This is a genomic window from uncultured Maribacter sp. (assembly GCF_963977385.1).
Lineage (GTDB): Bacteria > Bacteroidota > Bacteroidia > Flavobacteriales > Flavobacteriaceae > Maribacter.
Map to the genome: position 1 here is coordinate 55909 of NZ_CAXBOU010000011.1, position 23317 is coordinate 79225.

Sequence of the window (23317 nt, forward strand, 5' to 3'; positions counted from 1 at the left end):
TAATGATGAATAAAAAAAATAGTTTTCTATTACCGTTAATAATCGCCTCAGCTATCGCTATAGGGTTTTTTATAGGTGGAAAACTTAATTTTAATGATTCACCAGAAAGACTTTTTTCAACCAATTCTAAAAAAGATAAACTCAACAGACTTATTGATTACATAGATTATGAATATGTTGATGATGTAAACACAGACAGTATTGTTGATGTTACTGTAAATAGTATTCTTGAAAAACTAGACCCACATTCAGTCTATATTTCAGAAAAGGAAATGGACCGTGTTTCAGAAAATATGAAAGGCGATTTTGTGGGTATCGGAGTAAATTTCTATGCTTATAAAGATACGATCACTGTCATTAAAACGGTGAAAGATGGGCCAAGTTTCTTAAAAGGAATTTTACCCGGCGATCGTATTTTAATGGCAGATAATGATACGTTGTTCGGTAAAGATTTTCCGAGTGAGGTTATTGTTGAAAAGTTGAAAGGTAAAGAAGGTACAACAGTAAACCTTAAAGTGTTTAGAAAGGCCGAAAACAAAACGTTTAATGTTAAGGTAAAACGAGGTGTAGTACCATTAAAAAGCGTTGAAGCTTTTTATATGCTTACTAAGGACATTGGTTATATCAAGGTAAATCGTTTTGCCGAATCGACATATAAGGAATTTAAAAATTCATTGATTGATTTGCAAAAAAGAGGTGCTAAAAAATTAGTTCTTGATTTACGCGATAACCCAGGTGGTTACTTAGGTATGGCAGAAGAAATGGCCGATGAGTTTCTAGAAGATGGTAAGCTTATCTTATTTACCAAGAACAAGAAAGGTAAGATTAATAAGAGCTTTGCCACTGATGAAGGTAGTTTTGAAGATAAACCTATCTATGTGCTTATTAATGAAAGGTCTGCTTCTGCGAGTGAAATTGTGGCAGGTGCATTGCAAGACAATGATATAGGAACCATTGTAGGTCGTCGTTCATTTGGGAAAGGATTGGTACAACGTGAAATGTCGTTAGGTGATGGTTCTGCTGTTCGCTTAACCGTATCTAGATATTATACACCTACCGGTCGTAGTATTCAAAAAACGTATGCGAACGGAACTAAAGATTATTATCAGCGCTTTACAGATAGATTTCATAGTGGTGAGATGGTTTCGGTAGATAGCATCAAAGTAGCAGATTCTTTAAAATTTAAAACTCCGAAAGGTAAGGTTGTCTATGGTGGTGGTGGTATTATTCCTGATGTATTTGTACCGATAGGTAGTAACGAGGAAGAGGCTGTTGAGAGTATGGACAACTTGGGCTTTCTATCCTTTTTTGTTTTTGAACACTTAGAAGAAGACCGTGAAAGATATGCTCAGTATTCTCAAGAAGAATATGTGAACGACTTTAAGGTTGATGATATACTATTCGAAAGATTTGTGGAATATTCTGTAAATAGAAATTTGAGAATGAATTTCTATGACCACGAACAAAGCATTAAAAGATTTTTAAAGGCAAGTATTGCTGAGCAATTATTTAATACTAATATTCATGCGAAGATTAAGGCCGATGAAGACCCTATGCTTCAAAAAGTATTAGAATTGGATAGTAAGGTAATAAAACAACAAGAACCTAGCTTAAATAAGGCTAATAATTAATCCTTATTCATCTTATCCTGAATCCTTTTACTGGTTACAAAAACTAAAAGTAATATTATAGCGCATAAAGAGGCCATAATGCCGATAAGCGCAATAGTGCTATCCTTTTCGAACGGATTAGCAAAATTGACCATAGTCACATTATAGGCAATTAAAGCTACTGCAATAGCGATGAAGATAATTGATATTGTCTTGCTCATAAACTAGTTTTTATAAAAGTACAACCTTCTTCTCTTCTAAAAAAGTTGGTTAATATTGGCTGCAAACAATTTCACTGCAATTGCCATTAGAATAACTCCAAATACTTTTCGAATAACATTCACGCCACCCGACCCCAACATTCTTTCGATTTTAACAGATGATTTAAGAACTATAAAAACAAAAATGATATTTACAATAATGGCGACTATAATATTTTCAACGAAGTACTCTGCTCTTAAAGAAAGTAAAGAGGTTAAGGTACCTGCGCCGGCAATTAAAGGGAAAGCTATTGGAACAATAGATGCACTCTCGGGTTCATCATCTTTATATAAGGTTATACCTAAAATCATTTCAATAGCTAAGAAAAATATAATGAAAGCACCAGCTACTGCAAATGAGTTTACGTCAATACCTATAAGGTTTAAAATCTCCTCTCCAAGAAATAAAAAGGCTACCATTATAATAGCTGCAACAATAGAAGCTTTTTCAGATTGAATATGACCGACCTTACTTCTAAGTCCTATAATAATCGGAATGCTCCCTAAAATATCTATAACAGCAAAGAGAACCATGCTTGCTGTAACAATCTCTCTTAAATTAAAATGAAACTCCATGATGAAATTTTTTGCAAATTTACGTTTATAAATATTGACTTGGATGTTTATTCTTGAAATATTCTAAGACCATTACTTTTTAAAAAATGTATCTTGCGGCCTTTAAATTAGGCCATGTTTCAATTAGGAAAAACTATTGTATCTGAAGAGATTATCGAGAAAGATTTTGTTTGTAATCTTAGCGCCTGTAAGGGTGGTTGCTGTGTAGATGGTGAAGCTGGTGCACCAGTTGAGGATTCTGAAACAGAAATTATGGTTGATATCTACGCTAAGGTAAAGCCATTTTTACGTCCAGAAGGTGTAAAGGTTATCGAGGAAAATGGTGCATTTGTAAAAGGAGATGATGGTGAGTGGGAGACTCCATTGGTTAACGGTAGTGAATGTGCTTATGTTATTTTTGATGATCGTAAAATTGCTAAGTGCGGTATTGAAGAGGCTTATAATCAAGGTAAGATCAAATGGAAAAAACCTGTTTCTTGTCACCTATATCCAATCAGGGTGCGAGAATATACCGAATTAACTGCTGTAAATTATCATAAATGGCAAATTTGTGACCCGGCTTGTGCGTTGGGTGAAGAATTAAAAGTTCCAATTTATAAGTTTGTAAAAGAGGCTTTAATTCGAAAATTCGGGGAACCTTGGTACAATGAGCTAGAAGAGGTGGCAAAAGACCATCTTAAATAGTCGGTATATAAATTACTATTTGTGTGCCAATAGAGGTGGTATCATCGTCGAATTTGTCAATAATTTCTACATGAAAATAGTTCTCGTAGTCACGTGAAAAATTTGCCAATCGCTCTTTAGTTATATCGATTCCTACCGATTTTCGTTTCAATACTTTACTGTCTTTAATCTTTTGAGCCGCATCTCGGCCTACCCCATTGTCGGTTATTATAATTTCTATAAATCCATTTTTACCTTTTTTAATCTCTAAATCAATATTCTTTTCTCCTTCTTTTGATGAAAGACCGTGCCATAAGGCATTTTCTAAAAAGGGTTGAAGAATAAGTGATGGTATTTTAATATTGTGAGTATCAATATCATCTTTTACATGAATATTAAAGTTTATTTCATCTGAGAATCTGATATTTTCAATATTCATGTATAAAGACACAGTTTCTAATTCCTCAGCTAACGAAATTTCTCTTTGCGAAGAAGCTTCAAGTATTTTGCGAACTAGTTTTGAAAATTTATTCAGATAGTGAACGGCATTCTTTTTCTCATTATTTATGATGTATAACTTAATTGAGTTTAATGAATTAAATAAAAAATGAGGATTCATTTGACTCCGAAGCATGCTCTGTTCTAAGGTCAACAGTTTTTTCTCGGCATTTAATTGGCTCTGTCTATAGAGTATATACAGAATACCAATAAGTAGTACCAAAAAAACACCAACAACAATTAAGATAGTCTTGTTTTTTCTAAGCCTTAAGCGTACAGATTCATTTTCTTCAGACAGTCTTTGAACCTGATTGGCTCTCATTTGAGACTCATACCGTAAAATCATATCATTTACGTATCTCAGATTTAAAGAATTGGTAATACGTTCTTCGTATTTTCTAGACTCTTTAAAGTAGACCATACCTTTTTCATAATCATTACGCTTAATCCAAAGTTCTGATAGAAACTTATTTGCTTCGGCGATTTCAGAATTGAGACTGTAGGTTGTGGCCAAGGCAAGACCAGATTCTAAGTTTATTTCTGCAGTATCATAATCACCCAGGCGTATTAAGGCCCAGCCAAGATTAATGTAAATAATAGTAACTATTTTTTGGTCTCCTAAGGCTATAGCCTTATTGAGGTTTGTCTGTAAAAGGTTTACCGCTTCATGTATTTTACCATTGTGAACATAAACATGTGCTATACTGTAATTACAAATAATCTTTCCTTTTTCAGAATTGATAATTTCATTATAAACAAGGGATTTTCTGAAGTTTTGAAGTGCAGGCTCTAACTTTCCTTGAGCTTCATAGCACTCTCCTAAATTTTGATGGTTAATTGCAAGACCTAGTTTATTGTCAAGTTTTTTTTCAAGAACCATTGATTTTTCGAATTTTTCAATTGCCAGATCATATTGTTCTAGCATTTGATAAATATTACCAATACTATTAAGTGAAACATTAATACTTCGCTTTAGACCAGTAGTAGGTTCAGATACTGTTTCGGCCAGTTCTAAAGCTTCTTGACTATAATCGAGTGCGGATTTAATAGCTTCGGTTCTTCTGTAGACAACACTAATCATGTTTAGACTGTAAACCCTGAACTCTATACTGCCGGCATTTATTGAAACGTCTAGTGCATCTTGAAACATATCTAATGCTGCAGGATATAAGGAAATATCTCTATAAATACGGCCTAGATGGTTAAGCGCATAAGCCTGTCCATATAAATAGTCTTTATCCTTAGACTCGAGGTCGACATATCGTATTAAAGTGCTGTCTTTTCTATAATTATGTAGAACTTTATCAATCTCTTCATACGTTTTTGGTGCTGCCGATATTAAGCTATCTACCTTATTTTTAAAAGTTGAAGGTATGTTTTGAGAATAATTATAGCTTGAATAAAGTAGCGTGATAAAAAGACAAAATAGATAGTAGAACTTGTTATTATTTACTGAAATATCAGTAAATAGCTTATGTAACCGTAGTAGTTTTGGCATAAATTGGTTTACAACATATCTAAAAAATCTGATTTCTTTTGTCTTGAAACCGGTATTTTGTGGTTCGATTTTAGCACCACATAACCATCTGTTTTCAAGAATTCTTTTATTTTGTTTAGATTGATAATATAGGAATTATGAATTCTAAAAAAAGAATCTGTAGGTAATAATTCGTTTACTTCTTTCAGTTTTTTGGTGAGTACAATCTTTTGACCATCGGTCAAAAATATAGTACTATAGTTTCCATCAGATTCGGCGTATAAAATTTCGTCACTCTCAAGAAAAAGTAACTTACCATCTGTATTGAGAGTAATTCTTTTATGTATTGATCTTGAGTTAAAATTAAGCATAGCCATTTCTAGCTTTTCAACTGAGAAATTTTTATTGTTAAATTTTTTTATTTTGACGATAGTATCTTCGAGATCATCTGTGTCAATAGGTTTCAATAAATAATCTAACGCTTCATTCTTAATGGCTTTTAGTGCATATTGATTATATGCTGTCGTAATTACTACCGGAAAATTTTTATTGGTAAGCTTTTGTATAAATTGAAATCCATCCATTGTTGGCATTTCAATATCTAGAAAAAGACAGTCAGGAGTGTTTTTTTCTAAATAGTCTAAAGCATCATGTGGGTTGGTGAACGAGGCGATAACATTGATTTCATCACTGAAATTGGTTAGTTCCCAAGTTAAACTTTGTAATGCCTTTATTTCATCATCAACAATTACGGCTTGTAGCATATACGATTAGATATCAAGTTAGAAAGTTAGGAAAAATTAAGGGCTTGATTCGCTCTAATGAACAAATTTGTATCAATGGATGTGTTTATGGTATAATCGGTTGAAAATGTATTAATACTGTTTGAATTTATAAAATTAATAAATTTGTAAGAAAAAAATTACAATTATATCAATATAGGACTATGTTCTAAAATCACAACATCCGATTACACAAAAAAGGGCACAGGTTATACAAAACTATCCTGCGTTTTTTCATCTTAAATTATCTTTATGGAACAAGTTAGAATTAGTTTAAACCTAATAGACATGAGAAAATGCAGCATAATGTTTGTGTTATTTATATTGTTCTTGGTTATTGCTTCTAAAGTTATGAATGCAGATAATGAATTAAATGAAAATTTGGTAGTTGAACTTGAAATTAAAGAGCAACCGATTACTATACCATGAATATTTTTTTACATCAACGTGTAATTTATGATTCAATTAATTGGTAAGTCTTTAAAATGTTTTTTTTCGGTTTTATATCATTGTTTCTGTGCTCTAGTAGTTCAAAATCAAGTGTCATATGCCCCATTCTTAAGAGTGGGTCTTATCAGTTTAGTATTACTGGTGAATATGATCTAAATGTTGAAGGACAAACTTCTTTTCAAAATAATGTAGAGGAAGATTTGTTGAGTAATAGAACTTGTAAGCTTGAATTGAATTTTGTACCGAATAATCATTTAGAAGGTAGCGTAATTAAATTCATTGTTGATGCTGATAATTTTAATGAAAATAATTTGTAAACCAAGATTCATAAGATAAAAGCTTTGAATGGTTTGATTAATGGATTTAAAGGTGTTTTTGGTTTTGCAGATTTAGGTTGGTCGAATGAGCTACCTTTTTAAAACTGGTGACATGGCTATTCTTAATGATGATACAAACAAATTGAAGGTAGTCTTGAAATACAAATTAAAAATGCAAAAGTAGAGTCTTTAAATATCAAAGGGTCTTTTAATGCTGATATAAAAATTTAATTGCAAAAATAGAAGTACGGTTCTTTATGAAATAGTGTATGTTATTTTATTTCTGATGTTTTGAGCGCCAATATAAGTAAGGTTACGGCTTATCCGTATAATTACAGTCTAAAATAAGGTTTCGGGGGAACTACCTTTATTAGTCTTGGTGGGCATTTTTCATAATATGAGCATCAGAGGGACCGTACAATTTTTGTCAATTTTTCCAAATTCCTAAGTTTCTTTCCGTTAAGATTAATAAACCACCTAGTATGATTTTTTATACTTTTTGGTTTATAATTGTTTTGTTCAATTTTTATAAAAGTTACTCCAAAACAACTTTCAGTCGTAGGGCAATGAACATCACTTGTGAACCTAGATTTCAACATTTTGTGTTAAAAACTTTGTTGCTTAAAAGCTAAAACAGCCTTTAAATATTGAATGCAATTTTGAATCTTTGTTAGTCCCTACAAGAAGGTAATAGTCATCTTCTTTGCAACTAATTTTTTAAAATATAATTATATGTCCACAGCACTTGAGCCTATTTTGGAAGCAAATGATGACCGCTTTGTTATTTTCCCTATTAAACACGATGATCTTTGGGAATGGTACAAAAAATGTGAGGCATGTTTTTGGACTGCAGAAGAAATTGACCTACATGAAGATTTAACAGATTGGAATAATAAGTTGAATGATGATGAGCGATATTTCATAAAACATATATTGGCATTTTTTGCGGCTTCTGATGGAATCGTAAATGAGAATTTAGCAGAGAATTTCGTAAGCGAAGTACAGTATGCTGAAGCAAAATTTTTCTATGGTTTTCAAATAATGATGGAAAATATTCATTCTGAAACCTATTCGTTGTTAATAGATACCTATGTTAAAGATGAGAAAGAAAAGAATTTACTTTTCAAAGCTTTAGAAAATTTCCCAGCTATTAAGAAAAAGGCTGACTGGGCCCTAAATTGGATTGATTCTCCAAGTTTTGCAGAACGTTTAATAGCTTTTGCAGCCGTTGAAGGTATTTTCTTTTCAGGAGCTTTCTGTTCAATATTTTGGTTGAAAAAGAGAGGTTTGATGCCAGGGTTAACATTTTCAAATGAATTGATTTCAAGAGATGAAGGTATGCATTGCGATTATGCAGTTCACTTGCATAATAAACATTTAATGAATAAGGTGCCAAAAGAGCGAATTAAAGAGATTTTAACCGATGCCTTAGAAATTGAACGCGAATTCATAACTGAATCACTACCGGTAAGTTTAATTGGAATGAATTCTAAGTTGATGACACAGTATCTAGAGTTTGTAACCGATAGATTGTTGGTTGAATTAGAGTGTGATAGGGTTTATAATGTTTCGAATCCGTTTGATTTTATGGATATGATTTCATTACAGGGTAAAACAAATTTCTTTGAGAAACGAGTGTCTGAGTATCAGAAGGCAGGGGTCTTGAACAAGGATAAGGATGAAGACTCGCAAAAAATCAGTTTCGACGCTGATTTTTAAATAAAATTAGAGCACGCCTCCTTGCTCAACAGTAAGGAGGTTTTTATGCTCAAATTATTATATGTTAAAATATTAACATATAAATTTTATAAAAATAATTAATCGTAAAACAAGTGTAGCCATATGTATGTAGTTAAAAGAGATGGGAGAAAAGAACTTATCATGTTCGACAAAATCACCGCAAGAGTACGAAAATTATGTTATGGTCTTAATGGACTTGTTGATCCATTGAAGGTTGCGATGCGGGTTATTGAAGGACTTTATGACGGGGTTACAACTTCAGAGTTAGATAATTTAGCGGCAGAAATAGCTGCAACTATGACTACGACGCATCCTGATTATGCAAAATTGGCTGCGCGTATTTCTGTTTCCAACTTACATAAGAATACTAAGAAATCGTTCTCAGAAACGATGGTTGATTTATATACCTATGTAAACCCTAGAACTGGTAAGAAGGCACCACTTTTATCAGATGAGGTTCATAAAGTTATTATGGATAATGCCGAGAGATTAGATTCTACAATTATTTATAACCGAGATTTTGGCTACGACTATTTCGGGTTTAAAACTTTAGAACGCTCTTATCTTTTAAAGCTTAATGGTAAAATTGCTGAGCGTCCACAACATATGTTAATGCGTGTTTCTGTTGGTATTCATTTGGATGACTTGGATTCTGCAATAGAAACGTATGAGTTGATGTCTAAAAAGTTTTTCACTCACGCAACACCAACTTTATTCAATTCTGGTACACCAAAACCTCAAATGTCATCATGCTTTCTTTTGGCCATGAAAGATGATAGTATTGATGGTATTTATGATACATTAAAACAAACGGCTAAGATTTCTCAATCTGCTGGTGGTATTGGTTTGTCAATACACAATGTAAGGGCTACTGGTTCATATATTGCTGGCACAAACGGTACATCTAACGGTATAGTGCCAATGCTTCAGGTATTTAACGATACAGCGAGATATGTGGATCAAGGTGGTGGTAAACGTAAAGGAAGTTTTGCTATCTATATGGAGCCATGGCATGCTGATATTTATGAGTTTCTTGACTTAAAAAAGAATCATGGTAAAGAAGAAATGCGAGCAAGAGATTTATTCTATGCTATGTGGATTTCTGATTTATTCATGAGAAGGGTTGAAGCAAACGAAGAGTGGACGTTAATGTGCCCTAATGAATGCCCGGACTTGTACAATAGACATAGTGAAGAGTTTGAAAAACTATATATAAAATACGAAGAAGAAGGTAAGGGTCGTAAAAAGGTTAAAGCGCGTGAATTGTGGGAGAAAATCTTAGAATCACAGATTGAGACTGGTACACCATATATGTTGTATAAAGATGCCGCAAATCGTAAGAGTAATCAGAAAAATTTAGGTACAATACGTTCTTCTAACTTATGTACTGAGATTATGGAATACACTTCTCCTGATGAGGTAGCGGTGTGTAACTTGGCTTCGATTGCCTTGCCAATGTTTATTAAAAATGGCGCATTTGATCATAAAGAATTGTTCAGGGTTACTAAACGTGTAACTAGAAATTTAAATAAGGTAATTGATAGAAACTATTACCCAGTTAAAGAAGCAGAAAACTCAAACATGCGTCATCGCCCAATAGGTCTTGGGGTACAAGGTTTGGCTGATGCTTTCATAATGTTGCGTTTACCGTTTACAAGTGATGAAGCTAAAAAGTTAAATCAAGAAATCTTTGAAACATTGTATTTCGCTGCAGTAACGGCTTCTATGGAAATGGCAAAAGAAGAAGGTCCTTATTCTACTTTTGAAGGTTCGCCAATGTCACAAGGAGAATTTCAACACAACATGTGGGGAATTGAAGATGCGGAGCTTTCTGGAAGATGGGACTGGGATAAGCTAAGAAAAGAAGTAGTAAAAAATGGTGTGCGTAATTCACTTTTAGTTGCACCAATGCCAACTGCTTCTACCTCTCAGATTTTAGGTAATAATGAATGTTTTGAGCCTTATACTTCTAATATTTATACTAGACGCGTGCTTTCTGGTGAGTTTATTGTGGTAAACAAACACCTTTTAGAGGATTTGGTAGGACTTGGAATGTGGAATGAGAATATGAAACAGGATTTGATGAGAGCTAATGGTTCTATTCAACATATTGAAACGATACCTCAAGATATTAGAGATTTATATAAGACAGTTTGGGAACTTAGCATGAAAGATATAATCGATATGTCTAGACATAGAGGTTATTTCATTGATCAGAGTCAATCTTTGAACTTGTTCATGGAGAATGCAAACTATTCTAAATTGACTTCTATGCATTTTTACGCTTGGAAGAGTGGTCTTAAAACAGGAATGTACTACTTGCGTACAAAAGCGGCGGTAGATGCAATTAAGTTTACTTTAGATAACTCGAAGAAGAAAGAAACTCCGGTAGCTGAAGCTGTTGAGGCAGAAGTAATAACGTCTGTCGTAAACGAAAAGGTTATTGGCGCTGAAGGAACTATTTCTAAGGTTGTTCCACAGGTAGAATTGGATATTAAACCAATGTCTCCGCAAGAGATGAAAGAAATGATAGCAAGAGCTAAGGAAGGTGAAGCTGATGATGATTGCTTAATGTGTGGTTCTTAAATAGAGTTACTTTTAATTAATAAAAAAAGACCCCTTTTAAAGGGGTCTTTTTTTATATACGGCTAAAGCCGAGGTTAAGTCAGGGGATTCTTATTTATCACTATTGATATAGGGCTTCAACACAGTTGTGAATAATAAAGCAGCTGCATAGATTATTAAAAGTGTGATGTATTTTTCCATAGCTCAAATATTAGCTTATTCTCTATATACGAATAAACTTGCTTTTTGGATTATGGAGGATTATGGAAATTTGATAGTGTCATTGAATAGACTGCCAAATACTAATCTTAGTTCGTTTTTAAAATTCATCCATTTAGAGGTTAGTTTCAATCGAAATAAATCGAAAGAACCAGATTCTATCTTCTTGTATATATAATAGGATAATTTTGAGGCCAAAAATAAACCGGCGTAGATGAGTAATGTGTATAAGTATTGAGACATATACAAAAGAACGAATAAGTAAGGCAATTCTTACTTTTAAATAATGTATTTCATCGAAAAACTATAATAATTCGATGAAATACAGTTTCTTATCTTCTCAAAATGCTTTGAGAGTTAGTTTTAAGGGTTGAGGTTTTAGATAGTTACAGAAAATTATCTTCATGCTTATAGGCTTCTATAACTGCACGTTCACCTTCTTTACCTTCTTTAGAATTACCATGTTCCATTCCAAGAACTCCATCAAAACCTTTTTCATGTATCCATTTAAAGACATTTCGGTAATTAATTTCACCAGTGGTAGGTTCATTTCTTCCTGGATTATCTCCTACTTGAATGTATGCAATTTCATTCCAGGTAAGGTCCATGTTGTGTATTAGATGACCTTCGTTTTTCTGCATATGGTAGATGTCATACAATATTTTACACGAAGGGCTATCAACACCTTTACAAATCAAATAAGTTTGTTCAGAGGTCTGCAAATGAAGATCAGGAGAATCTGATAACGGTTCTAACACCATAGTTAGTCCGTGTGGTTCTAAAATTTCTGCACCACGGCGTAACGCTTCAATAACATTGGCATTTTGAATACCGATTGGTAAACTTCTTTCATAGGCGCCAGGTACGACAGTCATCCATTTGGCATTCACTCTTTTTGCCACATCTACAGCTTTCCTGCATCCATCTAAAAAGATGTCTATATATTCTTGTTTTCCCGCTGCTAAAGTGTTTGCCATATTACCACCCTTATCGACAACAAATACTCCCATCGTCATACCTCGTTTTGCTAAAGTTTCACCCATCTTTTTTTGAAGTGCTACATCACGTTTCATCATGTTGTTATCTTCAAAAGCCGTAAAACCTTGGTCTGCCATAAAATTGATTTGATCAATGGGGTCATCGCCGGCAAGATGTTTGAACATACCTATATGAGGTGCGTATTTCAGGTTAAATTGATGTGCATTCTCATTATTATTAAAGGAATTAGCGTAAGATAATGTGCCCGCTAATGAAAGTGCTCCAGTACTTAAAGCGGTTTTTTGAATAAAATTTCTTCTTTTCATTACTAATGGATTTAAAAAAGCCAAGAGTCACATGATATAGGATTCTTGGCTTTTGGGATAAATAATTTACTGGTTTATAGGGACCATGCCTTACCGCCTGTTAGCTCTTGCATGTCACCACAGGGAACATATTCGCCTGGTACAGGCAAATAAGCTAAAACTTCCTCGCCTACATACTCAGAGACCTTGTACCCCCAAATAGTCATACCTCTAAGGTTATTTGCGAATGCAAATCTAGTGGTCTCATCATCTAAAGTAGCGGCCGTACCTTCTGCAATAGCTTCAGTATAACTTGATATTGATTCGAACAATTCAGTTTGCTGGTCTTTAGAATACTTTAGTGAGCTTGCTAATACCGGTTCTAAATCTTTTACGGTTAAATCTGCTGATTTTTCCTTTCCAGAATCAGCTAAGGTCTTATCTATAAATTTGCTCATAGACATTTTGAAAAAATCTTGTTGTTCTTTTTCCATAATGTCGTTTGCGAACTTATCAATGAAAATATTGACTTGAACTTCTGATGCGGCCGGTGTGTCTGTTTTAGGTAAAATGATATCTACCAGTTTCGTAAGAACATTTCCTTCATCTTGAGTTAAGAATTCCGGTGTCCAAGTAATAGCTGGTTCGCTTTTACAGCTTTGTACAATTCCTAATAAGGTTGGGGTGGCCACCATATATCCAAGTGACAGCCCCATATTTTTCAATACACGTCTTCTATCCATTATATATTTCCTTTTTTAAGTTCTTCAACTGCATGCGCTGCAGCTCTAGCCGTAAAGGCCATATATGTTAATGACGGATTTACGCAACTTGCAGAAGTCATGAAAGACCCATCTGTTACATAAACATTAGCTACATCATGTAATTGGTTGTTTCCATTTAAAACAGATGTTTTTCTGTCTCTACCCATACGAGCGGTTCCCATTTCATGAATTCCTAGGCCTAACGCACTCTCATTGTCGTACCCTTGTACATCTCTAAGTCCGGCTTTTTCAAGCATTTCAACAGCTGATTCTAGAATGTCTTTACGCATTTTTAGTTCATTTTCTTGAAGCTCAGCATCAAACGTAACTGTAGGTAGACCCCAATCATCTAATTTGTCATAGTCTAATGTGAATCTGTTATTTTCATAAGGAAGTACTTCTCCGAAGCCCATCATACCAAAAGTCCATCCCCCTGGTTTTAATACAGCTTCTTTTAAATCTTTTCCATGTGAAAGTTCAGCAATAGATTCTTCCCAATTCCCTCTAGAGGCACTACCTTGATATCCAAATCCTCTTTTGTAATCTTTTCTATCAGAGTCTCCGCCTAGGTTTCTAAATCTAGGGATGTAGATACCACTTGGCTTTCTTCCTTTATAGTATTTATCCTCAAATCCATCGAATTTACCAGAAGCACCCACTTGAAGTTGGTGGTCCATAATATTACGGCCTAACTGATCAGACTCATTACCCATACCATTAGGGAACGTATCAGATTTTGATTGCATCAAAATTGAAGTTGAAGCAATTGATGAAGCGCAAAGGAAAATTACTTTAGCCTTAAACTCATATGTTTCTTTAGTATTCGCATCTATTACTTTTACACCTATTGCTTTTTTTGTCTTTGGGTCATACATTACCTCATGTACAATCGAATCAGGTCTAAGCGTCATATTTCCTGTCGCTTCTGCAGCAGGTAATGTAGAAGAAAGACTACTAAAGTAAGCTCCGAAAGGACACCCTCTAATACATCTATTTCTAAATTGACATTTGCTTCTGCCATCAAACTGTTTTGTACCGGTTAGATGAGCTGTTCTTCCTGCCGTTACTACACGACCATCAAAATTATCTGCTACTTTTTCTCTAAATTCCTGTTCAACACAATTTAGATCCATCATAGGTAAAAATTGACCGTCAGGTAATTGTTCCAAGCCTAAGTTTTCACCACTTACACCGATGAACGTTTCTACCTTATCATACCAAGGAGCTATTTCCTTATAGCGAACTGGCCAATCGACAGCAATATTCTCTTTCTTATTAGCACCAAAATCAATATCACTTAAGCGATAACTTTGACGACCCCATTGTAAAGAGCGACCGCCTAAGTGGTAACCCCTCATCCAATCGAATCTTTTGGTTTCGTTGTAAGGGTGTTTCAAGTCATTCACGAACCACATATTACTTGCTTGATTCGTAGTATAACCGGTTCTATTTTGTTTTGGTTGTTGCTCTACTATTTCCTTAGTAGGCTCACCAGCATTTGGAAAATCCCAGGGATCTTTATTTGCGGTAACATAATCATCTATGTGCTTTACCATTCGACCACGTTCTAGAACTAGTGTTTTTAAGCCAGCTTCGCATAATTCTTTCGCAGCCCATCCGCCACTAATTCCTGTTCCTACGACTATGGCGTCATAGGACTCTTGCTCTTCATTGTAATAAAATTTGCTCATAAAAGTTGTTTATTCTCTAAATTTATTAAATAATAAATTAATTCTATACATTTAATGTCCATACTTCTTACGAAATTCGCTAAAACTAGCATCAAGTTAGATTAATGAACCTATTAGTAATTTTAACGCCAACCGTTAAGATTATTTTTCAAACAAAAACAAACTACCAAACATGAAAAGAAAAAATTTTATCAGAGTTGCCTCAATTGTAGGTATTGGAATCTCGTTATTAGGAACTTACGCTTGTAAGGAAACGAAAAAAGAAAAAGTAGAAAATTCTGAAATCGTTGCAAGTAATAGTGACGCAGAGCCATTTTTTAAATTATCCTTAGCACAATGGTCCATGCATAAAATGATTAAGGATGATGGCGTAGATCCATATACTTTTGCTGAAAAAGCAAAGAATTGGGGATTCACCGGTCTGGAATATGTGAGTCAATTATATAATCCTGAATTGGCCAATGCAGATTATTCTGAAGAGGCAATGGCAAATTTTGTTGCTAAATCTAATGCAGAGGCAGAAAAGCATGGAATGAAAAATGTTTTGATTATGATTGATGGTCAAGGCAACTTAGCAGTTAACGACGAAGCCGAAAGAAATGAAACTGTTGAGAAACACAAAAAATGGGTTGATGCTGCTGCAGCCATGGGGTGCCATGCAATTAGAGTTAATCTAAATGGTAGTAATGTACCAGAAGAGTGGATTAAGAATTCTGTAGACGGACTAACCAAATTAGCTACTTACGCAAAAACAAAAAATATAAATGTATTGGTAGAGAATCATGGTGGCTTATCATCTAATGGTGAACTACATGCAGAGGTGATGAAAAAGGTTAATATGGATAACTGTGGAAGCTTACCTGATTTTGGTAATTTTTGTATAGAACGTAAACCAGAAAGTTGGGATTGTTTAAAGGAGTATGATAAATACAAAGGTGTTAGAGAATTAATGCCATACGCTAAAGCTGTAAGTGCAAAATCTAACAATTTTAATGCTGAAGGTTATGATACTGGTATAGACTATGTAGAAATGCTAAAAATTGTAAAAGAAGCTGGTTATACGGGTTATATTGGTGTTGAGTTTGAAGGTTCTGAAATTAGCGAGGAAGCTGGAATAATCGCTACTAGAGATCTTTTATTAAAAGCCGCAAAAGAAATTCAGTAATCTAGAATATGATTTATGGAAGCATTCTTTAACGAAATATTCGATTACAATTTTCAATGTAACAAAAGACTTATCGATGAATGCTCAAAGATGTCTGAGTTGCCTCCAAGAACTATGAGTTTATTCAGCCATGTGTTAAATGCTCATCATTTGTGGAATGCAAGAATTATAAGTAGACCGAGTGAATATGTGATTTGGCAAGAGCATGATATAAATGATTGGGCCGACATTCATTACGAGAATCAACGTAGCTCTTTTGAAATTGTTTCCAATGCCGATAATTTTGATAAGCGTATAGATTTTGAAAATTCTGAAGGCCGTCTATTTACAAATACCATAAAGGATATTCTGTTTCATATCATAAACCATTCGACAAATCACCGAGGGCAAATTGCGGTTGATTTTAGAGATAATGGGGAAAACCCTATTGGTTTGGATTATGTTTATTACAAAAGATAAATGAAAAATAAAGTCAGAGCACAGCTTTGCTTCATGATGTTTTTAGAATTTTTTATTTGGGGTGCATGGTTTGTAACTCTAGGTACATTTTTAGGAAACAATCTAAAAGCAACGGACGGTGAAATAGCCTTGGCATTTTCAACACAATCATGGGGAGCTATTATTGCTCCCTTTGTTATTGGAATTATTGCTGATCGATATTTTAATGCAGAACGCATCTTAGGAGTCTTACATCTTTTTGGTGCTATTCTCATGTATTTCATGTATGAAAGCACAGAGTTTGATGTGTTTTATCTTTTAGTCTTAGGGTATATGATATTATATATGCCAACTTTAGCTTTAGTTAATTCAGTCTCCTTTAATCAAATGAAAAACCCTGCTAAAGAGTTTTCAATGGTACGTGTATTTGGAACCTTAGGATGGATTATAGCTGGGCTTTCAATTAGCTATGTTTTTAGCTGGGACCAAGGTGAAAATATTGGTGACGGCCTACTTAGAAATACATTTCTAATGACTGCCATTGCCTCGTTTATTTTAGGGATATTTAGTTTCACATTGCCAAAAACGCCACCTAGAGCTGTTACTTCTGACAAGCTAAGTTTAAGGGAAATCTTAGGGTTGGATTCATTGAGCTTATTTAAGGATAAAAACTTTTTAATTTTCTTTATTTCATCGGTGCTCATATGTATTCCATTAGCTTTTTACTATCAAAATGCGAATCCGTTTCTTGTAGAGGTTGGTATGAATAACCCTACAGGTAAGATGACGATAGGGCAAGGTTCTGAAATAGTATTTATGCTGTTACTACCATATTTTTTCACCAAATTCGGCTTTAAGAAAACGATTCTAGTAGCTATGGCAGCTTGGGTGGTACGTTACGTATTATTCGCATTTGGTGATGCTGATGGTTTGGGTGTTTCGTTGCTTTTGGGTATAGCGTTACATGGAATTTGTTATGATTTTTTCTTTGTCTCTGGGCAGATTTATACAGACAGTAAGGCAGGTGAGAAATTCAAGAGTTCCGCACAAGGCTTAATTACATTAGCTACGTACGGGGTTGGTATGTTAATCGGATTTTGGGTGGCTGGTAAGATTTCTACCGCATACCTTTTAGAGGACGGAAAACATGTTTGGGAAACCATTTGGATATATCCGGCTGGTTTTGCACTAGCTGTCTTTATTTTATTTGCGATTTTCTTTAAAACAGAGAAAATAGAATATCAATCTTAGATAATTTCTTTAATTTACATGCTTGAGAATTGTTTCATAAAAACAGTGTTTTACACGTTTTAATGGATGAATGCACTATGCAATTTTCAACTATTTAATAATGAGTTAAATCCTTGCGGATTTTAGAGAATAAAATTTTCAATTTAAACAACTATAATAATGCCAAAGAAAATTCGATTAGGAATATTAGGAGGGGGAGGCGATTCCCTAATAGGAGTACTACATAGAGTAGCTTCACATATTAATGATAATTATCAAATTACTGGAGCAGTATTTAATCCAGATTTTGATGCCAGCATGGCTTTTGCCAAGGAAATAGATGTGCCTTTAAATAGAATCTATAAAGATTTTGATACTTTAATAGAAGAAGAATTAAAATTACCTGTAGATGAGCGTATTCAGGTATGTTCTATACTTACGCCAAACTTCTTGCATTATCCAATGGCAAAAAAATTATTGGATAATGGGTTTCACGTTATTTGTGAAAAACCAATGACAACCTCTTTGGCTGAAGCTAAAGACTTACAAAAAGCACATGAAAAGGCAGGAACTGTTTTTGCCTTGACACATACCTATACTGGTTACCCAATGGTGCGTCAAATGCGTGAAATGATTAAAGCTGGCGCGTTAGGTAAAATTCATAAAGTAGATGCAGTTTATTATCAAGGGTGGATCAATACGATTATTCATGATAAAGAGAAACGATCTTCTGTTTGGAGGTTAGATCCAAAAAAAGCAGGTATAAGCTCGTGTATGGGTGATATAGGTGTTCACGCTTTTAACCTTGTAGAATATACTACTGGTCTTAAAGTGAATGAATTGCTTTGTGACTTCAATTACCTTTATGAGGATAATAAAATGGATGTTGATGGTACTGTTCTTATACGAATGAGTGACCACGTTAAAGGTGTTATTAGAGGAAGTCAAGTAGCTACTGGAGAAGAGAACGGTTTGGCTATTGCTATTTATGGTGAGAAAGGTGCTTTTCGATGGGAACAGGAGCGTCCAAACTTTTTATATAAATTGAGTGATACAGAACCTACTCAAGTGTATAAGCCAGGTCATGCCTACAACTCTGAATTGTCGTTAGATGGAACAAAACTACCTGCTGGTCACCCAGAAGGAATTTTTGACTCTATGGCAAATATCTATAAAGGAGTTGCAAGAGCTATTAGAGGTGAAAAATACAATGATGGTGAATTCCCTACAATGATAGATGGTGTTCGTGGTATGAATTTTATAGAAGCCACAGTAGATTCTCATAAAAATGGAAATACATGGGTTGCTTTAGAAAAATAATCAACTGAAATTATTACAAAAAGAGCCGCATTTTGCGGCTCTTTTAATTTAGTTAATAAGGTGTATCGATTAATATACCTTCTCAAATTCTTGACAAACGATAATCATACTTTCTCTAGGTTCTCTTCCGAATTTCTGCAATTCAGTAGTATACTGATCCCAATGTACCTTTTTCCAATGGTCTAGTGATTTGTCACCTTCACCAGCTAGTTGTGCATACAATACATCAATACTAAAATAAGGTTTTAGTTTCACCGCTGTGGTGCGAACAATACATTGCGCTTCACCACTCCAATTCGTAACTACGATAAAGTCTCCTATTTTGGGTAGTTTTTCATTGCGGTTTTGTATCCCTAATAAAGAGTGTGATATTGCTTTTTTTACTCCTTGTTTTGTTAAGTCTGCCAATCTATTGGCATCCATTTCATTATCGCCAAAGTAAGTTGTTGACGGTGCATGTTCAAATGCATGTTCTAAATGAGCATTTAAATAATTACCCCACATATTTCTGGCCGAAGCATTTTCCATAAGCTATTATTTACTTTGCACTAACGTATTTATTTACCGTTATAGTTTAAAATTTGATTTAATAATTAAGAAAATTTTCCGGCTTTTAATTGTTTCGCTGCATGTTCTGCCGCTCTTGCGGTAAATGCCATATAGGTTAGTGACGGGTTTACACAACTAGAAGAAGACATAAAAGCACCATCAGTTACATATACATTAAGAACTAAGTGAACTTGATTGTTTTTGTTTATTATAGAGGTTTTTGCGCTATGGCCCATTCTTGCACCTCCCATTTCATGAATACCTAATCCCGGTCCGCTAGATTCTTCATACGATGCTACATCTTTAAAACCTGCCGCTTCAAACATGCTTACAATCTCCTTTTTAATGTCTTCACGCATTTTGTATTCATTCTCTTTAAATTCTACATCAAAAGCTAATTGAGGAAGTCCCCATTTATCCTTTTCAGTAGGACTTAAGGTTACTCTATTATCATCATAAGGTAAGAATTCACCAAAACCGGTTACCCCAATAGTCCAACGGCCTGGTTTTAATATAGAATCCTTAAGGTCCTTGCCATAACCCATTTCACCAATCTCCTTAGACCAATCGCCTCTGCTTGCTGTTCCTTGGTACCCAAAACCTCGTAAATAACCTTCTCGCTTTGTCTTCTTATTTAGATTCACAAAACGTGGTATGTAAAAACCGTTAGCTCGTCTACCTTTATAATACTTATCTAAATAGCCGTCCACTTTTGCAGTTGCTCCCAATTTATAGTGATGATCCATAATTCCTCTACCTAAAGCATCAGAATCGTTGCCTAACCCATTAGGGAAGCGTTCAGATTTTGATTGAAGTAAAATGCCTACCGAGGCCATAGCTGATGCGCAAAGGAAAATTACTTTCGCTTTGAATTCAATTTTCTCATTGGTTTCGGCATCTATAACCCTAACACCAGTTGCTTTTTTAGAAACATCGTCATAAATAATTTCATGAACTATTGAATTTGGTCTCAAGGTCATATTACCTGTACGTTCGGCTGCCGGCAGTGTTGATGAATTACTACTGAAATAACCGCCAAAAGGGCATCCTCGCCAACAACGATCTCTATTTTGACAAGTCCCCCTACCTTCAAAAGAAGCATTAGGGTCAGTAATATGTGCGGTACGCCCAATGGTAATTAAACGACCATCGTCGAACTTCTCTGCTGTATTTTTTTTGAAATCTTCTTCAACGCAATTTAATTTCATGGCTGGTTGAAATTTACCATCAGGTAATACATCCAATCCTAATTTTTCGCCACTAACACCAATATATTCCTCAACTTTATCATACCATGGCGATATATCCTCATATCTAACTGGCCAATCAACCCCAACACCTTCTTTTTTGTTGGCGCCAAAATCAATATCACTCCACCTGTAACTCTGACGTCCCCAAGTAAGTGATCTTCCGCCGACTTGATACCCTCTTATCCAATCGAATCGTTTAGTTTCTACATAGGGGTGTTCTAGATCATTGACAAAAAAGTGTTTTACGTCTTCTTTAGGCGCCCAATTAACACGACTCTGTACATGGTATTTTTTCTTGTCCTCTTTAGAAAGTTCTCCCTTCAAAGGATAATCCCAAGGATCATCATTCATGGTAGGGTAGTCCTCAATATGTTTCACCATAGGGCCGCGTTCCAAAACAAGTGTTTTTAAACCCTTCTCAGTTAATTCTTTAGCTGCCCATCCACCACTTATTCCAGTTCCGACTACAATTGCATCAAATATTTCATTTTGATTCATGCTTGAATTTTTATATTTTTCTATTGGTAATCCCTATATTTATAGCAAATCTCCGTGGTATTGTGAGTAACGCAATACATTTTTTAAATATAATATAATTTGACATATTTAAAGTGTCTAATTGAATAACTAATTCAAACAACAGATAGTATAATTTTATGAAAACAATCAAAGGGCCAGCCGTATTTTTAGCACAGTTTGTAGATAATAAAGCACCTTTTAATACCTTGGACGGTATGTGTAAATGGGCTTCTGACCTTGGATACAAGGGAATTCAAATTCCTACATGGGAAAGCTTCTTAATAGATTTAGATAAAGCAGCAGAAAGTCAAACGTATTGTGATGAGTTAAAAGCCAAGGTGAATTCTTATGGTTTGGAAATAACAGAACTTTCTACGCACTTGCAGGGTCAATTGGTGGCAGTGAATCCGGCATATGATTTAATGTTCGATTCTTTTGCGCCAAAAAATGTTCATGGTAATCCGAAGGCAAGAACAGAATGGGCAATTGAAACAGTTAAAAAAGCGGCAACCGCTAGTAGAAGATTGGGTTTAAATGTGCACGCTACATTCTCTGGTTCATTATTATGGCATACAATGCACCCATGGCCACAAAGACCTGCAGGTTTGGTGGAAATGGGTTTTGAAGAATTGGCAAAAAGATGGACACCTATATTAAATCATTTTGATAAAGAAGGCGTTGATGTGTGTTATGAAATTCACCCTGGTGAAGATTTGCATGATGGCGATACCTTTGAGCGTTTCTTAGAGGCTACGGGTAATCATAAAAGAGTGAATATTCTTTATGATCCTAGCCATTTTGTTTTACAACAATTAGATTATATCACCTATATAGACCATTACCATGAGTTTATAAAATCTTTTCATGTGAAGGACTCAGAGTTTAATCCCACAGGGAAAAAAGGTGCTTTCGGTGGATATAATGATTGGGGCAACAGAGCTGGCAGATATCGTTCTTTGGGAGATGGTCAAATAGATTTTAAAACGATTTTTTCTAAACTTACCCAATATGGTTGTGATGTTTGGGCGGTAATGGAATGGGAATGTTGTATAAAGAGTCCTGAACAAGGTGCTCGTGAAGGTGCAAAGTTTATTCAAGACCATATAATTGAAGCAACTGAAAAAACGTTCGATGATTTTGCTGGTGCTGAAATCGATAAGGAAATGTTGAAAAAAATGTTAGGACTTTAATCTGAATAGAAATGAAAAAAGTAATTGTTAGTGTTGTGTTTTTAATAGTTTTCATCTCATGTAAGCAAGAGAAGAAAGAAATGTCTGAAGTAACTACGGTAGAAGAAACTAAGGTTTTAGAAAATGATTGGGAAATTTTATTCGATGGTACTTCGTTGGAGCAATGGAAAGAATTTAAAACCAATGGCGTAAGTGATGCTTGGAAGATTGAAGGCGAAGCCTTGGTTTATACTCCGCCCACTGAAGGGGAGGAGAAGAAAAATCATGACCTTGTTACCAAAAAAGAGTATGCAAATTTTGTTCTTTCCTTGGATTGGAAAATATCTGAAGCTGGTAATAGTGGAGTCTTTTGGGGTATAAGTGAGGATGAAAAGTTTGATAAGAGCTATCATACAGGACCAGAGATTCAAATACTTGATAATGATAAGCATCCAGATGCAAAAGCCGGTACTACGCATCAAGCAGGTGCATTATATGACATGGTTTCTCCAGCAAAAGATGCGACAAAACCTATAGGGGAATGGAATACTATGGTAATTACCGTAGACCATAAAGAAAATAAAGGAAACGTTGTTTTGAATGGTATTGAAATGGTCACTTTTCCTGTACAAGGCGATGAATGGGATGCTATGGTAGCGGACTCTAAATTTGCAGGCTGGGATGGTTTCGGGAAATTTACAACTGGTAAAATCGGTCTACAAGATCACGGAAATGTAGTAGCATTCAGAAATATAAAAATCAAACAACTTTAATAGCTCAAA

At 34.6% G+C, this 23317-nt stretch carries 21 protein-coding genes; 12 read left to right on the forward strand and 9 right to left on the reverse strand.

Going from position 1 to position 23317, the window contains the following annotated elements:
• Positions 1-5: 5 nt before the first annotated feature.
• The gene (locus tag AAC084_RS12475) at positions 6-1631 is read left to right on the forward strand and encodes a S41 family peptidase (RefSeq protein ID WP_339840629.1); all 1626 of its coding nucleotides are present in this window, start codon (positions 6-8) and stop codon (positions 1629-1631) included.
• Here AAC084_RS12475 and AAC084_RS12480 read toward each other — a convergent pair.
• Both AAC084_RS12480 and AAC084_RS12485 read right to left on the reverse strand, forming a co-directional pair.
• Complete coding sequence (locus tag AAC084_RS12480) at positions 1628-1831, reverse strand: hypothetical protein (protein WP_339840539.1); 204 nt, start codon at positions 1829-1831, stop codon at positions 1628-1630. The two genes, AAC084_RS12475 and AAC084_RS12480, sit on opposite strands and share 4 nt — an antisense overlap.
• A gap of 36 nt (positions 1832-1867) precedes the next feature.
• The gene (locus AAC084_RS12485; protein ID WP_339840540.1) at positions 1868-2446 is read right to left on the reverse strand and encodes a MarC family protein; all 579 of its coding nucleotides are present in this window, start codon (positions 2444-2446) and stop codon (positions 1868-1870) included.
• Between the two features lie 114 nt (positions 2447-2560).
• Here AAC084_RS12485 and AAC084_RS12490 point away from each other — a divergent pair, with 114 nt between their 5' ends.
• Positions 2561-3130 (forward strand): DUF3109 family protein, encoded by a 570-nt coding sequence (locus tag AAC084_RS12490; protein WP_339840541.1) that lies wholly within the window; start codon positions 2561-2563, stop codon positions 3128-3130.
• On the opposite strand, the gene AAC084_RS12495 is transcribed toward AAC084_RS12490, so the two are convergent.
• Positions 3123-5105, reverse strand: coding sequence for a tetratricopeptide repeat protein (locus tag AAC084_RS12495; protein ID WP_339840542.1), 1983 nt, complete (start codon positions 5103-5105; stop codon positions 3123-3125). The two genes, AAC084_RS12490 and AAC084_RS12495, sit on opposite strands and share 8 nt — an antisense overlap.
• Before the next feature lie 8 nt (positions 5106-5113).
• Positions 5114-5848 carry a LytTR family DNA-binding domain-containing protein gene (locus AAC084_RS12500; RefSeq protein ID WP_339840543.1) on the reverse strand — a complete coding sequence of 245 codons (735 nt, stop codon included), beginning with the start codon at positions 5846-5848 and terminating at the stop codon, positions 5114-5116.
• 270 nt (positions 5849-6118) lie between these two features.
• Here AAC084_RS12500 and AAC084_RS12505 point away from each other — a divergent pair, with 270 nt between their 5' ends.
• The 4 genes from AAC084_RS12505 to AAC084_RS12520 all read left to right on the forward strand — a co-directional run bounded on the left by AAC084_RS12505 (position 6119) and on the right by AAC084_RS12520 (position 10959).
• Entirely contained in the window at positions 6119-6295 is a 177-nt protein-coding gene (locus AAC084_RS12505) for a hypothetical protein (RefSeq protein WP_339840544.1), read from the forward strand.
• A gap of 56 nt (positions 6296-6351) precedes the next feature.
• Positions 6352-6633 carry a hypothetical protein gene (locus tag AAC084_RS12510; RefSeq protein ID WP_339840545.1) on the forward strand — a complete coding sequence of 94 codons (282 nt, stop codon included), beginning with the start codon at positions 6352-6354 and terminating at the stop codon, positions 6631-6633.
• Positions 6634-7365: 732 nt separating this feature from the next.
• On the forward strand, positions 7366-8352 hold the full coding sequence (locus AAC084_RS12515) for a ribonucleotide-diphosphate reductase subunit beta (protein ID WP_339840547.1): 987 nt from the start codon (positions 7366-7368) through the stop codon (positions 8350-8352).
• A gap of 123 nt (positions 8353-8475) precedes the next feature.
• A complete protein-coding gene (locus tag AAC084_RS12520) occupies positions 8476-10959 on the forward strand; it encodes a ribonucleoside-diphosphate reductase subunit alpha (protein WP_339840548.1) in 2484 nt (827 codons plus the stop codon).
• A 584-nt stretch (positions 10960-11543) separates the two neighbouring features.
• Here the strand turns inward: AAC084_RS12520 and AAC084_RS12525 are convergent.
• From AAC084_RS12525 to AAC084_RS12535, 3 genes are all read right to left on the reverse strand, one after another.
• Positions 11544-12461 (reverse strand): TIM barrel protein, encoded by a 918-nt coding sequence (locus AAC084_RS12525; protein WP_339840549.1) that lies wholly within the window; start codon positions 12459-12461, stop codon positions 11544-11546.
• A 74-nt stretch (positions 12462-12535) separates the two neighbouring features.
• Positions 12536-13183, reverse strand: a complete 648-nt coding sequence (locus AAC084_RS12530; RefSeq protein WP_339840550.1) for a gluconate 2-dehydrogenase subunit 3 family protein — start codon at positions 13181-13183, stop codon at positions 12536-12538.
• Positions 13183-14895, reverse strand: coding sequence for a GMC family oxidoreductase (locus AAC084_RS12535; protein ID WP_339840551.1), 1713 nt, complete (start codon positions 14893-14895; stop codon positions 13183-13185). Before AAC084_RS12535 ends, AAC084_RS12530 begins: the two co-directional genes overlap by 1 nt.
• A gap of 172 nt (positions 14896-15067) precedes the next feature.
• On the opposite strand from AAC084_RS12535, the gene AAC084_RS12540 reads away from it, so the two are divergent.
• The 4 genes from AAC084_RS12540 (at position 15068) to AAC084_RS12555 (ending at position 19048) form a co-directional block, all read left to right on the forward strand.
• The gene (locus AAC084_RS12540; RefSeq protein ID WP_339840552.1) at positions 15068-16060 is read left to right on the forward strand and encodes a sugar phosphate isomerase/epimerase family protein; all 993 of its coding nucleotides are present in this window, start codon (positions 15068-15070) and stop codon (positions 16058-16060) included.
• 15 nt (positions 16061-16075) lie between these two features.
• Complete coding sequence (locus tag AAC084_RS12545) at positions 16076-16519, forward strand: DinB family protein (RefSeq protein ID WP_339840553.1); 444 nt, start codon at positions 16076-16078, stop codon at positions 16517-16519.
• Positions 16520-17749: a nucleoside permease gene (locus AAC084_RS12550; RefSeq protein WP_339840554.1), complete on the forward strand. Its 1230-nt coding sequence runs from the start codon at positions 16520-16522 to the stop codon at positions 17747-17749. It abuts the gene before it with no gap.
• A gap of 159 nt (positions 17750-17908) precedes the next feature.
• The gene (locus AAC084_RS12555) at positions 17909-19048 is read left to right on the forward strand and encodes a Gfo/Idh/MocA family oxidoreductase (RefSeq protein ID WP_339840555.1); all 1140 of its coding nucleotides are present in this window, start codon (positions 17909-17911) and stop codon (positions 19046-19048) included.
• A 69-nt stretch (positions 19049-19117) separates the two neighbouring features.
• Here AAC084_RS12555 and AAC084_RS12560 read toward each other — a convergent pair whose 3' ends face one another.
• Entirely contained in the window at positions 19118-19576 is a 459-nt protein-coding gene (locus AAC084_RS12560; protein ID WP_339840556.1) for an ASCH domain-containing protein, read from the reverse strand.
• A gap of 65 nt (positions 19577-19641) precedes the next feature.
• Positions 19642-21345, reverse strand: coding sequence for a GMC family oxidoreductase (locus AAC084_RS12565; RefSeq protein ID WP_339840557.1), 1704 nt, complete (start codon positions 21343-21345; stop codon positions 19642-19644).
• Between the two features lie 158 nt (positions 21346-21503).
• Between AAC084_RS12565 and AAC084_RS12570 the strand changes: the two genes are divergently transcribed.
• Both AAC084_RS12570 and AAC084_RS12575 read left to right on the forward strand, forming a co-directional pair.
• Positions 21504-22556, forward strand: a complete 1053-nt coding sequence (locus AAC084_RS12570; protein ID WP_339840558.1) for a sugar phosphate isomerase/epimerase — start codon at positions 21504-21506, stop codon at positions 22554-22556.
• An 11-nt stretch (positions 22557-22567) separates the two neighbouring features.
• Positions 22568-23308, forward strand: a complete 741-nt coding sequence (locus AAC084_RS12575) for a DUF1080 domain-containing protein (protein WP_339840559.1) — start codon at positions 22568-22570, stop codon at positions 23306-23308.
• The last annotated feature ends 9 nt before the right edge of the window (positions 23309-23317 follow it).

What these genes read in the sequence shown, in the direction of transcription:
- AAC084_RS12520 (WP_339840548.1), top strand. Translation starts at nt 8,476, where the DNA reads ATGTATGTAGTTAAAAGAGATGGGAGAAAAGAACTTATCATGTTCGAC.
- AAC084_RS12500 (WP_339840543.1), bottom strand. Translation starts at nt 5,848, where the DNA reads ATGCTACAAGCCGTAATTGTTGATGATGAAATAAAGGCATTACAAAGT.
- AAC084_RS12535 (WP_339840551.1), bottom strand. Translation starts at nt 14,895, where the DNA reads ATGAGCAAATTTTATTACAATGAAGAGCAAGAGTCCTATGACGCCATA.
- AAC084_RS12540 (WP_339840552.1), top strand. Translation starts at nt 15,068, where the DNA reads ATGAAAAGAAAAAATTTTATCAGAGTTGCCTCAATTGTAGGTATTGGA.
- AAC084_RS12545 (WP_339840553.1), top strand. Translation starts at nt 16,076, where the DNA reads ATGGAAGCATTCTTTAACGAAATATTCGATTACAATTTTCAATGTAAC.
- AAC084_RS12515 (WP_339840547.1), top strand. Translation starts at nt 7,366, where the DNA reads ATGTCCACAGCACTTGAGCCTATTTTGGAAGCAAATGATGACCGCTTT.
- AAC084_RS12555 (WP_339840555.1), top strand. Translation starts at nt 17,909, where the DNA reads ATGCCAAAGAAAATTCGATTAGGAATATTAGGAGGGGGAGGCGATTCC.
- AAC084_RS12485 (WP_339840540.1), bottom strand. Translation starts at nt 2,446, where the DNA reads ATGGAGTTTCATTTTAATTTAAGAGAGATTGTTACAGCAAGCATGGTT.
- AAC084_RS12550 (WP_339840554.1), top strand. Translation starts at nt 16,520, where the DNA reads ATGAAAAATAAAGTCAGAGCACAGCTTTGCTTCATGATGTTTTTAGAA.
- AAC084_RS12495 (WP_339840542.1), bottom strand. Translation starts at nt 5,105, where the DNA reads ATGCCAAAACTACTACGGTTACATAAGCTATTTACTGATATTTCAGTA.
- AAC084_RS12565 (WP_339840557.1), bottom strand. Translation starts at nt 21,345, where the DNA reads ATGAATCAAAATGAAATATTTGATGCAATTGTAGTCGGAACTGGAATA.
- AAC084_RS12575 (WP_339840559.1), top strand. Translation starts at nt 22,568, where the DNA reads ATGAAAAAAGTAATTGTTAGTGTTGTGTTTTTAATAGTTTTCATCTCA.
- AAC084_RS12505 (WP_339840544.1), top strand. Translation starts at nt 6,119, where the DNA reads ATGGAACAAGTTAGAATTAGTTTAAACCTAATAGACATGAGAAAATGC.
- AAC084_RS12525 (WP_339840549.1), bottom strand. Translation starts at nt 12,461, where the DNA reads ATGAAAAGAAGAAATTTTATTCAAAAAACCGCTTTAAGTACTGGAGCA.
- AAC084_RS12490 (WP_339840541.1), top strand. Translation starts at nt 2,561, where the DNA reads ATGTTTCAATTAGGAAAAACTATTGTATCTGAAGAGATTATCGAGAAA.
- AAC084_RS12560 (WP_339840556.1), bottom strand. Translation starts at nt 19,576, where the DNA reads ATGGAAAATGCTTCGGCCAGAAATATGTGGGGTAATTATTTAAATGCT.
- AAC084_RS12530 (WP_339840550.1), bottom strand. Translation starts at nt 13,183, where the DNA reads ATGGATAGAAGACGTGTATTGAAAAATATGGGGCTGTCACTTGGATAT.
- AAC084_RS12475 (WP_339840629.1), top strand. Translation starts at nt 6, where the DNA reads ATGAATAAAAAAAATAGTTTTCTATTACCGTTAATAATCGCCTCAGCT.
- AAC084_RS12510 (WP_339840545.1), top strand. Translation starts at nt 6,352, where the DNA reads ATGTTTTTTTTCGGTTTTATATCATTGTTTCTGTGCTCTAGTAGTTCA.
- AAC084_RS12570 (WP_339840558.1), top strand. Translation starts at nt 21,504, where the DNA reads ATGAAAACAATCAAAGGGCCAGCCGTATTTTTAGCACAGTTTGTAGAT.
- AAC084_RS12480 (WP_339840539.1), bottom strand. Translation starts at nt 1,831, where the DNA reads ATGAGCAAGACAATATCAATTATCTTCATCGCTATTGCAGTAGCTTTA.